Genomic DNA, 15542 nt, shown 5'->3' with positions numbered 1-15542 from the left:
ACCCCTCACTTCGCCTCGGCGGTATTGGCCGCAGCGGACGGCGTCTTGCGATACCAGTAGCTGACGATCCAGTCCTCGCCCTGGAAACTGACCGGCGTCACCGACGGGTAGCCGAGGGCGCTTTTGTACGCGATCCGCGTATCCGGCGCGAAATATTCGGGCACCAGGTAATAGCCGTTGATCAGCACGCGGTCGAGCGCATGGGTCGCGGTTTCGAGTTCGTTCAGCGTGTTCGCGCGCATCACCGCGCGCACCAGCGCATCGACCGCCGGCGATCTCACGCCCGGATAGTTCTCCGAGCCGATCTGAGACGCAGATGCGCTGCTGAAGCGACGCTCCAGTTCGGAGCCGGGAATCGTCACGCGCAGATAGACGAACGTCGTCATATCGAACTCGAAGTTGTCGATCCGCTTCTGATACAACGCACTATCTATCTCGCGCATATGCGCATCGATGCCGAGCAGTTGCAGGTTGCGCATATAGGGCAACAGTACGCGATCCATGCCAGGCTGATCGTCGATGATTTCGATCGACATCGGGTTGCCGTGCGCGTCGCGCAACTGGCCGTCGCGCACCGTCCAACCCGCTTCGGCGAGCAGGCCGCGCGCTTCGCGCAGGTTCTCGCGCAACGTGTGCGGCGCAATCGTGTCGGCCTGCCTGACCATTGGACCGAACACGGCCGCCGGCAAACTCGCGCGATACGGGTCGAGCAGCGCGAGCTCGGCATCGGTGGGCACGCCTTGCGCGGCGAACGGGCTATCGTCGAAGTAGCTGTTGGTGCGCCGGTACTGGCCGTAGAAGGTCATCCGGTTCAGCCAGTCGTAGTCGAACGCGAGTGCAAGGGCATGCCGCACCCGCACATCCGAAAACATCGGCCTGCGCGTGTTGAACATCAGCCCCTGCATCTGCGCGCCGTGATCCGGAAACAGTTTGCGCTGCAACGCGCCGTTCTCGAAGTTCTTGCCGATATAACGGCGCGCCCATTGCATCGAACTGTATTCGACCATTACGTCGGTATCGAGCGCTTTCAGCGATTCGAGCTGCGTGTAATGATCGTGATAGAGCTTGAACGCGACGCGCGCGAAATGGTACATGCCGCGCCGCGACGGCAAATTTGCGGCCCAGTAAGCCGGATTGCGACGGTAGACGATCTGCGTGTCGTTCTTGCGCTGCTCGATCAGATACGGGCCGCTCGACACCGGCGGCACGTTGGTCAACTGATCGAACGCGATGCGCGTGCCGTTGGCTTGCATTGCCCACTTGCGCGAGAAAACCGGCAGGTCGCCGGCGATCAACGGCGCGTCGCGTTCCACGTGCCTGAAGTCGAAGCGCACCCGCGACGGGTCGAGCACCGTGGCGCGGCTGATCACCGCGAACTGCGAGTTGAACAGCGGCGATGCCTGCGGGCTGGTCAGCGTATCGAACGAATACTTGACGTCGTCGGCGGTGATCGGATCGCCGTTCGAAAAGCGCGCTCGCGGGTCGATATGAAACACCGCTGATTTGCCATCCGGCGCCACCTCGACGTCGTCGGCGATCAATGCGTATTCCGACGCGAGTTCGTCCCAGCTGCGCTGCATCAGCGTATCGAACATCAGATGCAGGATGTCCGGCGCCGGCGCACCACGCGTCAGGAACGGATTTAGCGAATCGTAGCTTTGCGCTTCGTCGTAGTTCTGGAAAACCAGTGTGCCGTCGGTCGGCGCATTCGGGTCCGCGTAATCGAAATGCGTGAACCCGGACGGATACTTCGGCGCGTCGTACTGCGCGATCGACGCCCTCGCGAACGCGGGCGCGGTCGTCAACGGCACGACCAGCATCCCCGCGACGAGCGTCACCGCAACCCGCGCCGCGAGCATCTTAACGACGCGCGCGCACGGGCCTCGAAACCTGTCGGTTGTCATCATGCGTGTCTGGACGCGCATCGGCTCGTAACCGACGCGCGATGCTTCGAAACCGCGCGGGCAGCGGCGGGTAGCCACCGCTCGCGCGGTTCCGGGTTGAAGGCCGGATGGGTAAATTGCGAAGGCCGGAAGTTCGCGTCGAAGCTGAGCTTATTCGTCGTCGTTACTCGTCGTGGTTACTCGTCGTCGGACGGTGTGGTCTTGAACGAGAACTGAACTTCACCGACATACGGCTCGGCATTCTTCTCGCACTTGTACGCCTTGCCTGCGGCAATCACGGCTTCGTTGAACACCGACGTCGGCGGCGTGACGCGCATGATCTTTACGTCGCTGACCTTGCCGTCCGTACCGATCGTCAGATGCGCGATGACGTCCGCCGAAATACCGTCCGTCAATGCCTTGCGCGGAATCACCGGCTGCACCGACTGGCAATGACCGCGGCCGTCCACCACGCCATGCAGCGCGGGTGGCGCCGGCGACGCGGCCGGTGCCGGAGCGGGTGCAGGCGCAGGTGTCGGCGACGCGACCGCCGGAGCGTTCGGAGCCGGATTCGCCGTGGGCTGGATCACCGGCTGTGGCGTCGGTCGCGGCGGCGGCGGCGTCGGGGTCGGCTTCGGTATTTCGTGCTTCGGCTGCGCTTTTGGCGGCGCCGGCGGCGGCTCGAGCTTCTTCACCTCGGGCGGCGGCGGTGGCGGAGGCGGCGGCGCAATCTGCACGCGCATCTCCTTCGGCGGCGGAGGCGGCGGCGGCTGGAACTTCATGTGCGATACGCCCAGAATCACCAGCGCCTCGACCAGCACCGCAACGCCGATCGCCAGCTTCATGGGCATGCGACCGTGATGCGCCGGCGTCGTCGATGCCCAGAGTGCGCCGTCCAGGCGGTTTTGCGGATCTTTCATGTCGATGGCCGGTGAACTCATGTCGTCGGGTTCGTGGCCAATGCAACCGAACTGATGCCCGCCGCGCGCACCAGGTCCATCACCTTGACGATATTCTTGTAGCTCGTGCCTTCGTCGCCGGCAATCGCGACATCCACTTTCTTCGAGTCGTGAACCAGACCTTGCAGACGCGCGGTCAGTTCTTCCGGCGTCACGGGCTTCGAATCCAGATAGATTTCATCTGTCTTCGTCACGCCGATCGATAGCTTGACGGTCTGCTGCAACTGCTCGGCGGTGCTCGATTGCGGCAGGTCGAGCTTGATGCCTGTGCCCTGGATCATCTTCAGCGTCGCGAGCATGAAGAACACCAGCAGGAACATCATGATGTCGATCATCGGGATGATCTCGATGCGCGCTTTCTCTTCACCGCCGAGGTAATGGCTGCGATGGTTTCGCATGGTCCGTCTCCTTGAGTGCCGGCGTCAGACTGCGAAGCGCGATACGAGCAGCGACTTGATGAGGTCGAACTGGTTGACCGTCATCCGGATACGCTTGTTGAAGTAGTTCAGGAAGATCACGCAGATGATCGCGATGGTCAGCCCGCACGCGGTGGCCGTCAGCGCGTGACCAATGCCGCCCGTCACACCGTTCGGGTTCGCGGTGCCGCTGGTGCCGAGCACGTTGAACGATTCGACCATGCCGATGATCGTGCCAAGCAGACCCAGCAGCGGGCCGAGCGTCACGGCCGTGTCGAGAATCCACAGGTTACGGTCGAGACGCGGCAACTGGAACATGATCGTTTCCTCGATCTCACGTTCGACCACGGCTTCGCTCTTGCCCTTCACTTTCATCGCCGACTTCACGAGTTCGCCTTGCACGGTCTGCTTGTAGTGCTCGGCCACTTTGGCGGCATCGTCGGGATTGGCTGCATCGACGAGTTTCAGGTCATGTTCGAGGGTCCTGCCGGCACGCACGGCACGCGAGAAGAACATGAATCGTTCGATGATGATCGCGATGCCGAGCAGGAAGATGAACGCGAGGAGAGGGATCAGACCCATCGACTGGATCGAGTAGTTAATGAGGGTATTCAGCACTGCGGACTCCGGTTAGTACAGGCTCAAGCGGCCGTTGAATAACGGTGGGTATCGAGATGCCGGCTGCCTTATGGGTCGCCAGCTAAAAAAGGCCTGCCACCCATGCAAAGCCCGTACCAGGTCGAGCACCTGATTGCTCCGTAAAGACGTCGCCGATCTCTTACACGGACGCTTTGCCTTTTATTTCATTGCTTTACGTAGCGTAACAAAAATTCGCATCCCGGAGACCTGCGTTGCGCTCGCACCCGCGTATAGCAAAACAAATTGACTTCTGGAATGGCGTAAAGCCGCTTTCGAAGACTTATCCTGGCAAGGTCCTTAATCCCCTATTGCCGAAATGGTGCGAAAAATCGCTATTGAAACGCCTTGGTGCAACGCCCAATGTGATATAGCCAACTTTATTACATCTATCGTTCTAGTTGCTTTCTTTATGCTTGCATCACCAATACCAATTTCCGACCAATCCCGGCTCCAAAAGAAGCACCGCGCAACGCGAACCCTCTTACCGGTCATTTTCTTACATTAATTATTTAACATTTCTAATGCACTTCGATTGCACAAAATTAGGGAATTTAACTTCGTTTTATCCATTTTTATCTAATGCACCATTTCGGAATTAACGCATTCGCGCGGTGCGAATCCCGCACCAATCGTAACGACAAAGAACCACGGGGCTGTATTCTTTTTTAATTGAAATTTTTTTGTGTTCTGTTACACGCACGAGGAACGATCTGTTTCCACGCTTACGGCGTAACGAAAATTTTCGTAAGTCTTAATTCCTAAGCAAATCAATCGCTTCGATGCATTTGCGGAGGCCGTTCAAGGCCTTTCCGACGGTCCGCGACCTCGCACATGGCATATCTCGTGCTCTTGCTGCGCTCGCTTCAAGACCAAGGCGCGCGTCCGACACGATCGGCGACGCACCCTGGACGGGATGTGCGGGACGGCGCGGGGATGCGCCGGACAGCGAAGAACTCGCTGACGTCAACGCACTGCAGCGCATGCGCAACTCGCGCCTGCGTTTGCGTGATCGTTCAACGGAAGTGGCCTCAACAACAAGAAGGAGCGGAAGTGAAACAAAAGCGATTGGCCTCAGCCATCAAAAGAATCATCGGAGCCGAGCTGGTGTTGACAGCGGCGTTCGTCCCGCTGGCACACGCACAAAGCCAACCTGATACGGCGGCCGTTCCGACGGCCGCAAGCACGCCAGCGGCGGCGACTCCCCCCGCCGTCAGCAAGCTCGAAAAAGTAGAAGTCACCGGTTCGCTGATCCGCACATCGGACAAGACCGGCAACGTCGAAGTCCAGACCGTTACAGCAAAGGAAATCCAGCAAAGCGGCTTCACGACCGTGGCCGACTTCCTGCGCGGCATGTCTGCCAACTCCGCGTCCAGTTGGGGTTCCACGACGATGAACGGCACCGCGCCGGGCGGCTCGGGGATCGCATTGCGCGGTCTGTCCGAGAAGTACACGCTGGTGCTGGTGGACGGCCAACGCGTCGCGAACTACGCACAGGCGGTGAACTTCACCGACACGTTCTTCGACGTCAACACAATCCCGCTGAACATCGTCGATCACATCGAAATCGTGAAGACGGGTGCCGTGTCCGAATACGGTTCCGACGCAATTGCCGGCGTGGTCAACATCATCACGAAGAAGAACTTCCAGGGTCTTCAGATCGACGGGCAGCTCGGCAAGGCGCAGCATCCGGGTGACGGTCAGGGCAACTTCAGCGTGCTCGGCGGCTTCGGCGACCTGAACTCCGATCGTTTCAATGTGACGGCAGCCGCCAGCTACTATCGCGATTCCGGTTCGACGCTTGACCAGCGCGACATGACCAAAAACGAAGACTTCAGTCAGTTCCCTGGCGGGTCGGCGGGTCCTCTGGGTCCGAACCAGCAGTCATTCTGGCAACTGCCCGACGGCTCGACCGCCGCGTTGAGCCCATGCCCTCCGGGCAGCACTAACGCGGCGGGCGCATCGTGCGTGTACAAGAACGCGAACACGTACTCGCTGATTCCGCAGACGACGCGTATGAACGCGAAGGTGCGTGGCACCTTCAAGATCAACGACGATGTACAGGCTTACGCCGACCTGTGGGCGAGCCGCAACGAGACGGTCCAGTACTTCGGCAGCCCGGCCATCAGCAGCACGTCGAACGTTTTCAATCCAGCGACCGGCTCGGTGTCGCAACTCGACCGCACGGTGTCGGCGCTGAATCCGTACAACCCGTACGGTGTCGATACGCCGATCAACCTGACCTTCCCGGGCGTTGCCGCGCGGGAAGACACGGTGTCGACGTTCTGGAAGGCGTCGACGGGCGTGAAGGGTTCGTTCACCACGGCGAAGATCGGCGACTGGGACTGGTCGGTGGACTATGGTCATTCGCAGAGCACGGTCGATACGACGTACTCGAACATGATCAACACGGCCGCGCTTGAAAACATCCTCGGCCCGAACGGCGGCTACAACTTCGCGAACCCGGCATCGACACCGAACGGTCTGAACGGCCTGTTTCAGAACGACTATCAGCAGGCGATCTCGAAGCTCGACAGCGTAACGGCGAAGACCTCGACCGGCAATCTGTTCAACCTGCCCGCCGGCCCAGTCGGCATCGGTTTCGGTACGGAATTCCGTCACGAAAGCTCGCTGATCAACGCGCGCACGTACTCGTCGCAAGGGATCGTCGTGCCGGCGAACGTTCAGTCCGTCGACGGTGAACGCAACGTCGCGGCCGCGTATTACCAGATCGATATTCCGATCATCCACAACCTGACGTTCACGCAAGCGGGCCGCTATGACCACTATAGCGACTTCGGCGGCGCGTTCTCGCCGAACTTCGCACTGCGCTTCCAACCGGTGCAGATGCTGACGACATACGCGTCGTACAGCCGTGGTTTCCGCGCGCCGACGCTGGTCGAAAACTCGCAGGCAACCTACCTGGCTCACCAGAACCTCGTCGATCCGAACGACCCGAGCGGCGTGCCGACCAAGCACTTCACGACGGAACAGATCAACGGCAATCCGAACCTCCAACCGGAGCACACCAAGAACTACAACATCGGCTTCGAACTGTCGCCGGATGCGTCGACCGATATCGGTGCAGCGTTCTACAAGATTCATATCGACGGCGTCATCGGTACCGACGATCCGAATGCCGTGCTGGATGCCAACGACCCGTCGCGAGTCGTGCGCAATCCTGACGGCACGGTCCGCTACATCGCGCAGCAGTTCGTCAACCTCGGCTCGCTGGATACCGACGGCTTCGACATGAACTTCCGCAAGTCGGTCGGCACGAAGTACGGCACGTTCACGCTGTCGGGCGACTGGGCGTACGTGTGGCACTTCAAACTGAACAGCCCGGGCGCTGCAACGCAGGACTTCGCGGGTAACAACCTCGCGCTGCTGCAACCGTTCGGTGCGTCGAATCCCCGCTGGAAGGGCAACACGAGCCTGACGTGGGATTACCGCAAGATGACCACGACGCTGAGCTGGCAGTACACGGGTCCGTACACCAATGCAGTGGCAGCCGAGTTCGGCGACGGTGGCACGGGTTCGGTGGCGTCGTATAGCCAGTTCAACCTGATGATGACGTATCGCGGCTTCAAGAACTGGACGATCTATGGTGGCATCCAGAACATCTTCGACAGGGAGCCGCCGTTCGACGTGGAGTGGCAAGCAACGCCGGACATCACCGGCTACGACCAGTCGCTGTACACGAATCTGGGCCGCTTCTTCCAGATCGGTGCGACCTACCGCTTCTGATCGTCGCAGCGGGCTTGATCGCAGGACCGTAGGTCTCCTCTTGCCTCTTCTTCGTTGTTGAAGAGGATTGGCGGCGGTGCCTCGCGCACCGCCAGCTTTTTTGCTTTTCGGATGCCACTTGGAATACGCAATGAAACCGATTCACGCCAGTCGGGCGGCGTTGGCCGCGTTGGCGCTCGCCTTTCTCTCTCCCGCCCACTCCGTGACGATCCCGCCCGGCGTCACGCTCGCAGCCACCCAGGAACTCACGCGACAAACACCCGTCGAGGCAGAATCCATCGACCCCGCGCATATCGAATCCTGGGCCGCGAATACCATCGGCCTCGACCTGTTCGAAGGCTTGACGCGAATCGCCGCCGACGGTGCGGTCGTGGCGGGCGTCGCGCAATCGTGGAGCCGCAGCGCGCCCGATACATGGATCTTCAAGCTGCGCCACAACGCGCGCTGGAGTAACGGCGAGCCGGTCACGGCCGCCGATTTCGTCTATTCATGGCAACGCGTGGTCGATCCGAAGACCGGCTCGAAATACACGATCCTGGTCGAGTTCGTGAAGAACGCGAAGGCGATTCTGGCGGGCAAGGCGCCGCTCTCCAGTCTCGGCGTGCGCGCGGTCGATCCGTACACGCTTGAGGTCAAGACCGAAGACCCGACCGCGTTCTTTCCGCAACTGACCGCAATGTCGACGATGGCGCCGGTGAACCGCGCGACGGTCGCGAAGTACGGCGACGAATGGACCCGTCCCGGCCACATGGTCAGCGACGGCGCGTATGCGTTGAGCGACTGGCAACCGGGCAACCGTCTCGTGATGGTAAAGAACGACAAGTACTGGGATGCGAGCAAGGTCGCGATCACGAAAGTCACCTATCTGCCGATCGAAAGCGACGAAACGGCAATGCGGATGTATCAGGCCGGCCAGTTTGATTACACGTATTCGATTCCGTCCGGCATCTATAACCAGGTGAGCAAGCAGTTCGGCTCCGAACTGAAGACCGGGATGTTTATCGCCACCTACTACTACTCGCTGAACAACGCCGACCCGGCCTTCAGGGACAAGCGCGTGCGCGAGGCGCTGTCCATGGTGATCGACCGCAACCTGCTAACGTCGAAACTGACTGCGAGCGGCGAGTTGCCGCTGTACGGCCTGATTGCAAAAGGCACGCAAGGCGCGGCGCAATTCCAGCCCGACTGGGCCGCGTGGCCGATGGCGAAACGCATCGAAACCGCGCGAGACCTGCTGAAACAGGCGGGCTATTCCGCTGCAAACCCGTTGACGTTCACGCTGACCTATAACACCAACGACCTGCACAAGAAGGTCGCGCTATTCACGACGTCGGAATGGCGCACCAAGCTCGGCGTCAACGTGAAGCTCGAAAACGTCGAGAACCGCGTACTGTTGAAAATGCGCCACGACGGCAAGGTGCAGGCGTCGCGCGACGGCTGGTTCGTCGACTACAACGACGCGATGTCGTTCTTCGACCTGATCCGCTGCAACAGCGTGCAGAACGACCAGCACTACTGCAATCCGAAGGTCGATGCGTTGATCGATCAGGCGAACCAGCAGATGGACGAAGCGAAGCGCTCCGCGATGCTAACGCAGGCGCACGACATGGCGATGAACGACTATCCGCTGATTCCGATGTTCCAGTACTCGGCGGTGCGGCTCGTGAAATCGTATGTGGGCGGCTATTCGCCGACCAACTACGTCGATCAGCGGCAGTCGCAGGACATGTACATCATCAAGCACTGAGCGCAAGGAGCCTTGCCATGCTGGCTTATACGTTGCGCCGCGCGTTATGGGCGATCCCGACGATTCTCGCCGTGATCACCGCGTGCTACCTGCTGCTGCACCTGACGCCCGGCGGCCCGTTCGATTCGGAGAAGCATCTGTCGGCGGCCGTGCTTGCCAATCTCGACGCGAAATACCACATCGATCAGCCGCTGTGGAAGCAGTATCTGCTGTATATCGACTCGCTGCTGCACGGCGATCTCGGCGCGTCGTTCCGTTACACGGACTGGTCGGTCAGCGAACTGGTGTGGAAAGCCCTACCGGTCAGCCTCGGCGTCGGCGGCGTTTCGGTGCCGATCGCGCTGGTGATCGGTGTGGCGCTCGGCACGGTTGCGGCGGTGCGCCGCAATGGCGTGATCGACTATGGCGTGATGTTGCTCGGCAATCTCGGCAGTGTGGTGCCGCCATTCATCCTCGGCCCCGTGCTGGTGTGGGTCTTCGCGATCCTGATCAAGCGCGGCGAGCATGGTCTGCTGCCCGCCGGCGGTTGGGGTGATGGCGACTGGCACTACCGCGTATTGCCGATCGTACTGCTCGTGATTATCAACGTATCGACGATTGCGCGCGTGATGCGCGGCAGCATGATCGAAGTGCTGTCCGGCAATTTCATCCGGACCGCGCGCGCGAAAGGTCTGGCCGGCCGCACCATCGTCTTGCGTCATGCGCTCAAACCGGCGCTGATGCCGGTCGTATCGCTACTCGGCTCGCTGTGCATTTCGTCGATCACCGCCGCGGTCGTCACCGAATCCGTATTCGCGCTGCCCGGTCTCGGGCAACTGGTCGTGAACGGCGCGATCAATCGCGACTACACGCTGGTGCTCGGTCTGGTCGCATTGATCACGGCATTCGCGGTCCTGTTCAATCTGCTGGTCGATCTTGCTTACGCATGGCTCGATCCGCGCATCCGGTACTGACATGAAGATTCGTCTATTCAACCTGGCCGCGCGTGCGTTCGTCGCGCCGCCGGCCGATGCGGCGTCCGCAGGCGGCTGTCTGTCCGGCGGCATCGTCACGAAGGCTTCGCGCGGACCGTTCGCGATTGCCGGCATGCGCTTTTTGCGTAATCGGGCGGCATTTGCAAGTCTCGTGATCCTGCTGCTGATCGTCGTCGCATGCTTTGCGGGGCCGCTGTTTCTGCCCAACAATCCGGTCGACAGCGACTGGGGATCGATCAGTCTGCCGCCGTCGTGGCTCGGCATGCATCTGTTCGGTACCGACGAACTCGGTCGCGACCTGCTCGCGCGCACGCTGGTGGGCGGGCGCGTATCGCTCGAAGTCGGTTTGCTCGGCACGCTGGTGTCCGGACTGATCGGCGTCGCGTGGGGCGCGACAGCCGGCTTCATGGGCGGACGCGTCGATGCCGTCATGATGCGCGTCGTCGACGTGATGTACGCGATTCCGTACATGCTGATCGCGATCATGATGATGACGCTGTTCGGCCGCGCATTCTATCTGGTCGTGCTGACCATCAGCGCGTTTTCGTGGCTCGATATGGCGCGCGTGGTGCGCGGTCAGACGCTGTCGCTGCGTTCGCGCGAATTCGTCGACGCGGCGCGTGCGACTGGCGTCAGCACCCGCGCCATCATCGCGCGGCATATCGTGCCGAACCTGATCGGCGTGGTGGTCGTGTATGCCACGGTCACAGTGCCGTCGATCGTGCTGACGGAATCGGTGCTGTCGTTTCTCGGACTCGGCGTCCAGGAACCGATGACGAGTTGGGGCGTGCTGATCGAAGACGGTGCTCAAAAACTCGAATCGATGCCGTGGCTGCTGCTCTGCCCTGCCGTCATGCTGTGCGTGACGCTTTATTGCGTGAACTTCGTCGGCGACGGTTTGCGCGACGCTCTCGACCCCAAGGACCATTGACATGGCGCTACTCGAAGTGAAGGACCTGAGTGTGCGCTTCACGCGCCGTGAAGGACCGCCGGTCGATGCGGTCCAACGCGTGTCGTTTTCGCTCGACGCGGGCAGCACGCTGGGCATCGTCGGCGAATCGGGGTCGGGCAAGAGTCAGACCGTGATGGCGCTGCTCGGTTTGCTGTCGTCGAACGGCAGCGTGTCGGGCACCGCACTGTATCGTGGCGAAGACGGCGGCGATCTGCTGACGATGAACAACGCAGCGCTGAACAGGGTTCGCGGCAACCGGATCGGCATGGTGTTTCAGGACCCGATGACGGCGCTCAATCCGTTTTTGACCATTGAACGGCAGATGACGGAATCGCTGCAATTGCACAAGAAGCTGTCGCGTCGCGAAGCGCGTCGGCGTGCCATCGAGGTGCTCGACACGGTGCGGATTCCCGATGCTGCACGCCGCATCGGCATGTATCCGCATGAGTTTTCCGGTGGTATGCGCCAGCGCGTGATGATTGCGATGGCGTTGCTGTCCGAACCGGAAATTTTGATTGCCGACGAACCGACTACCGCGCTCGACGTCACCGTTCAGGCGCAAATTATCGAATTGCTGCGCGAACTGAATCGCGAGCGCGGCACGGCAATCGTCCTCATCACGCACGACATGGGCGTGGTCGCCGGTTTGTGCGATACCGTGATGGTGATGTATGCAGGGCGCACCGTCGAGCAGGCAGACGCGCGCGCGCTGTTCGCCGCGCCGACCCATCCGTACACGATCGGCCTGTTGAACGCGCTGCCGCGCATCACCGACGACGACGACCGCCCGTTGCAAACCATTCCGGGCAATCCGCCTTTGCCGGGGCAAATCGGCGCGGGTTGCGCGTTCGCACCGCGTTGTTCGTTTGCAGACGATACTTGCCGCACCACAGTGCCGTCGCTCGATGCGCGTAGCGATCTGGCAGGCGCATTGCGCGCGTGCCACCGTCCGGTTTCAGCCATTCTGGAGGCCGTTCGATGAACCGGCATTTCGCTTGCAACAGTACCGAACCGCTGCTGTCGGTGAACGAACTGAAGGTGCATTTCAGCGTGCCGCGCGGCAAATTACCGTGGTCTGGCAAGGCCATGCTGCGCGCTGTCGACGGCGTGTCGTTCGATGTACGGCGCGGCGAAACCGTCGGGCTGGTGGGTGAATCCGGCTGCGGCAAGTCCACGCTCGCGCGCGCGATCGTCGGTCTCGTGCCTGCGTCGGGCGGTAGCGTCAAGCTTCATGGCGTCGAAACAGTGCAGGGCGCGAAGCGTGATCTCGGCATCTTGCGGCGCGACGTGCAGATGATCTTTCAGGACCCGCTGGCGTCGCTCGATCCGCGCATGACGATCGAGCAGATCGTCGCGGAGCCGTTGATCACGCATCGGCCCGATGTCGCGCGCGCCGATGTGCGCGCTCGCGTGCTGACCATCCTCGAACGCGTCGGCCTGAATGCGCAGCATCTGCGGCGCTATCCGCATGAGTTTTCGGGCGGACAATGTCAGCGCGTCGGAATTGCACGGGCATTGATCAGCGAGCCGCAACTCGTGATCTGCGATGAACCGGTGTCCGCGCTCGACGTGTCGATTCAAGCGCAAATCGTTAATCTATTGCGCGACTTGCAACGCGAACTGTCGTTGTCGCTGCTGTTCGTCGCACACGATCTGGCGGTGGTGAAAGCAATCAGCCATCGCGTGATGGTGATGTATATGGGGCGCGTGATCGAGTTCGGCGAAAAACGCGCGCTGTACGCGGCACCTGCGCATCCCTATACCCGTGCATTGCTGTCGGCCGTACCGGTTCCCGACCCGACCGTCGAGCGCGCGCGACGGCATCTGCTGCTTCAAGGCGAGATTCCGTCGCCCTTGCAACCGCCGTCGGGATGCGCGTTCCGCACACGCTGCCCCGCCGCGATCGACGCATGCGGCGATGGGCAACCGCAGGCGGTTTCCCTGCAAGGTGACGCACGGCGGGTTGCGTGCATCCGGGTTCCCGTTCCTATCGAATAGCGCCTGTTTCATGGACCCTCCTGCTTGCACGGTCGGGGTTTCCGGCATCGATCATCAGCCACGCCGTTCGCTGGTATTTTCGCTTTCAGCTTAGCCTTCGCGGTATCGAGGAGTTGCTGTTCGAGCGCGGCGCGGTCGTTAGCCACGAATCGATCCGTCGGAGGATAGACAAGTTCGGCGTTGATTTCGCAAAACGTGTGAAGGCCGTTCGTTGCAAGCCGGGCAGTACGTGGCACCTCGACGAGATGTTTGTCACCCTGCGTGGCGAACCGTACCTGTGGCGTGCAGTCGACGAGCACGGCGTCGAACTCGACCTCTTACTGCAAAAGCGGCGCGACAAGGCCGCCGCCAAACGTTTCTTCAGGCGTGTGCTGCGCGCTTCCCTCTATCCAAGCACCTCGCCGCACGATTTGACTCATTGCGCCTTTTCACTGGCATCGCCCAAACTCCGTCTGCTGTGTTCCGAGCGACCCCTTCACCTGCATCGCTTTGCCCTGAAATCGTCAACATGACAGCGCCCTGCAAACTGGTCAAAGGCGACCAGTTGGCCGCCCAGTCTGACGCCGTTCACGAGAAACACGTTTTCGGTGCTCCTGTCGTTCAAGAACATCTGCAAAAAATCGTCCTGTACGCTTGGGCGTCCGGTCATGTTCGAGGTCACGGCGATGGTCCTTGGATTGTCGGCGATACCTGAAGCCGCCAGCCTTTTCGATTTTGGACACAATGGTGGTAACCGGTACAGTAAAGTGGTTCAATGACAGTGAAGACCTTTTCGCTCATTTCTCTGACGGCGCAGAAGGGTCAAGTCGCTGCAAGAGAATCAGAAGTCAGCTTCGACGTGAAGATGGGGCCGAAGGACAGGCAAGCCGCGAATATCAAACCTGTCTATGAGAGAGCCTGTCCTTTCGCCGCCTACGGCGCCGGGTCGCCGGGCATCATACTTTCAAGGCGGAGTCGAGCGGGAGCGCCTGTCGAAAAAATAGAATGCGCCAGTAAGCGGCGAGATTCGAAGTCAACGCGAAGCGCGCGGCGGCGTCATCACGCATGACTCGGACGCCACTTGCTTCCACACGTTCGCCGGCGCGGCTCTTTCTGCTCTCGCGTCGACGCCTTCGCCTTCGGCTGTGAAACTGGCACGCTGAGCAACTTTCACGAGTAGCTGCTCGCGAAAAATCTCTGGAGGACAGTGCAATGGATAACGTTTCGCGGGAAGAGAAGATTCGTATACGGGCCTACGAGCTCTGGGAAAAAGACGGCAGCCCCGACGGTCGCGCCGACGAGTATTGGGAGCAAGCCCGGGCACAGATAGAAGAGGAAGAATCCGAGGCCGGCGGGGGCGGAGCCGACCTGAAGGGTCGGCTGCCGTTGTGACGAAAACCGGCAGGGCGCTGACGAAGAGCCGTCGTAAGCCGCGTAGTCGAGTTGCAATTATTGAAGGCGCAGCGACAGCGGCGCAAGGCTCGCAACGAGCCTCTTCGTTGTCGCTTTGCGCCGACCACTCGACGTCCCGGACGCTCTCCCCCGTCGCTGATGTCCTGCCGCACCACGCTCCTGACAGCGAGGCTGACCTGGCAGCTTAAACAGGATGCCTCCCGCGACGCTCTTGTCAGTAAGTCTTCTTCATTCCGCTGCTGTCAGAGGCGGGCGCGTTCATGCCACCGTTCTTCTGCGTTTTCGGCTTCATCTGTTTCTGCGACATCTCCCCCGACTTACCCATGGTGTTTGCGCCGGACGCGCCGGATGGTGACGCGGTAGCGCCGTTTGCATTCGGCGTTCCCATTCCGGTGCCACCCTGACCTGCACCGGCACCCCCTCCACCACTTGTTCCCGCACCCTGCGCGCAGACGGCGCCGGACAGACTCAACATTAACGCCGAAGCAAGCAAGATTCCTTTCGTCGCAACTCGCATGATGGACTCCTCGGTATGCAGAGCGACCGGCTGCGACCCGGGTCGGTGCAGTCCGTCGTCCTGGTTACCGCATTTCCCGTGCCGCGTCTCGCCTTGGCATAAGTCCTTCATTTCATCACTGACCGGTGACAGCCAAGCTATCGTGCACAGGGGACGGGCCGCCCGCCAGCATGCGAATGCCGCTGCGCTGCAGTGGAGTTACCGATTTCTTAGTACTGGCTTTGGCGCTTACGAAAAGTTTGTCGTATTGAACCTGCAGGCGGTCAAAGCTTCAATCCTGGGGAACGAGGCCCGCAGCCAAGACTTGAACCGCAAGGCGCC

Annotated in this window: 13 protein-coding genes and 1 pseudogene; 8 read left to right on the top strand and 6 right to left on the bottom strand. The window is 60.9% G+C overall.

All coding sequences use genetic code 11. The features are described 5' to 3' along the window. Positions 1 to 5: 5 nt before the first annotated feature. From HV770_RS33515 to HV770_RS33500, 4 genes are all read right to left on the bottom strand, one after another. Positions 6 to 1904, bottom strand: coding sequence for an extracellular solute-binding protein (locus tag HV770_RS33515; protein ID WP_425497533.1), 1899 nt, complete (start codon positions 1902 to 1904; stop codon positions 6 to 8). A 176-nt stretch (positions 1905 to 2080) separates the two neighbouring features. Then, on the bottom strand, positions 2081 to 2824 hold the full coding sequence (locus HV770_RS33510) for an energy transducer TonB (RefSeq protein WP_175165764.1): 744 nt from the start codon (positions 2822 to 2824) through the stop codon (positions 2081 to 2083). Next, positions 2821 to 3240, bottom strand: coding sequence for an ExbD/TolR family protein (locus HV770_RS33505; RefSeq protein ID WP_018417497.1), 420 nt, complete (start codon positions 3238 to 3240; stop codon positions 2821 to 2823). Before HV770_RS33505 ends, HV770_RS33510 begins: the two co-directional genes overlap by 4 nt. A gap of 24 nt (positions 3241 to 3264) precedes the next feature. Next, positions 3265 to 3876 (bottom strand): MotA/TolQ/ExbB proton channel family protein, encoded by a 612-nt coding sequence (locus tag HV770_RS33500; protein WP_018417496.1) that lies wholly within the window; start codon positions 3874 to 3876, stop codon positions 3265 to 3267. Between the two features lie 1071 nt (positions 3877 to 4947). Between HV770_RS33500 and HV770_RS33495 the strand changes: the two genes are divergently transcribed. From HV770_RS33495 to HV770_RS33465, 7 genes and pseudogenes are all read left to right on the top strand, one after another. After that, on the top strand, positions 4948 to 7641 hold the full coding sequence (locus tag HV770_RS33495; protein ID WP_175165763.1) for a TonB-dependent receptor plug domain-containing protein: 2694 nt from the start codon (positions 4948 to 4950) through the stop codon (positions 7639 to 7641). A 130-nt stretch (positions 7642 to 7771) separates the two neighbouring features. After that, positions 7772 to 9388: a peptide ABC transporter substrate-binding protein gene (locus HV770_RS33490; protein ID WP_175165762.1), complete on the top strand. Its 1617-nt coding sequence runs from the start codon at positions 7772 to 7774 to the stop codon at positions 9386 to 9388. A gap of 17 nt (positions 9389 to 9405) precedes the next feature. Next, positions 9406 to 10341: an ABC transporter permease subunit gene (locus tag HV770_RS33485; RefSeq protein ID WP_175165761.1), complete on the top strand. Its 936-nt coding sequence runs from the start codon at positions 9406 to 9408 to the stop codon at positions 10339 to 10341. A gap of 1 nt (position 10342) precedes the next feature. After that, positions 10343 to 11293: an ABC transporter permease gene (locus HV770_RS33480; protein WP_343048384.1), complete on the top strand. Its 951-nt coding sequence runs from the start codon at positions 10343 to 10345 to the stop codon at positions 11291 to 11293. A gap of 1 nt (position 11294) precedes the next feature. After that, positions 11295 to 12296 carry an ABC transporter ATP-binding protein gene (locus HV770_RS33475; protein ID WP_175165760.1) on the top strand — a complete coding sequence of 334 codons (1002 nt, stop codon included), beginning with the start codon at positions 11295 to 11297 and terminating at the stop codon, positions 12294 to 12296. Continuing rightward, positions 12293 to 13312: an ABC transporter ATP-binding protein gene (locus HV770_RS33470; RefSeq protein WP_175165759.1), complete on the top strand. Its 1020-nt coding sequence runs from the start codon at positions 12293 to 12295 to the stop codon at positions 13310 to 13312. The genes HV770_RS33475 and HV770_RS33470 overlap by 4 nt, the downstream gene beginning before the upstream one ends. Before the next feature lie 20 nt (positions 13313 to 13332). After that, positions 13333 to 13692, top strand: a pseudogene (locus HV770_RS33465) (IS6 family transposase); the annotation flags it as partial. A 95-nt stretch (positions 13693 to 13787) separates the two neighbouring features. Here the strand turns inward: HV770_RS33465 and HV770_RS33460 are convergent. Then, the gene (locus HV770_RS33460) at positions 13788 to 13922 is read right to left on the bottom strand and encodes an RNA chaperone Hfq (protein WP_246291444.1); all 135 of its coding nucleotides are present in this window, start codon (positions 13920 to 13922) and stop codon (positions 13788 to 13790) included. Between the two features lie 581 nt (positions 13923 to 14503). On the opposite strand from HV770_RS33460, the gene HV770_RS33455 reads away from it, so the two are divergent. Next, positions 14504 to 14683, top strand: coding sequence for a DUF2934 domain-containing protein (locus HV770_RS33455; protein WP_175165758.1), 180 nt, complete (start codon positions 14504 to 14506; stop codon positions 14681 to 14683). A 235-nt stretch (positions 14684 to 14918) separates the two neighbouring features. Here the strand turns inward: HV770_RS33455 and HV770_RS33450 are convergent, their stop codons facing one another. Continuing rightward, positions 14919 to 15221 carry a hypothetical protein gene (locus HV770_RS33450; RefSeq protein WP_175165757.1) on the bottom strand — a complete coding sequence of 101 codons (303 nt, stop codon included), beginning with the start codon at positions 15219 to 15221 and terminating at the stop codon, positions 14919 to 14921. Between the last annotated feature and the right edge of the window lie 321 nt (positions 15222 to 15542).

It is taken from the genome of Paraburkholderia fynbosensis, from assembly GCF_902859935.1.
In the GTDB taxonomy this organism is placed as follows: Bacteria; Pseudomonadota; Gammaproteobacteria; order Burkholderiales; family Burkholderiaceae; genus Paraburkholderia; species Paraburkholderia fynbosensis.
Note: the sequence above shows the minus strand (reverse complement) of the source record. Positions and strands in the feature narration are given on the sequence as shown.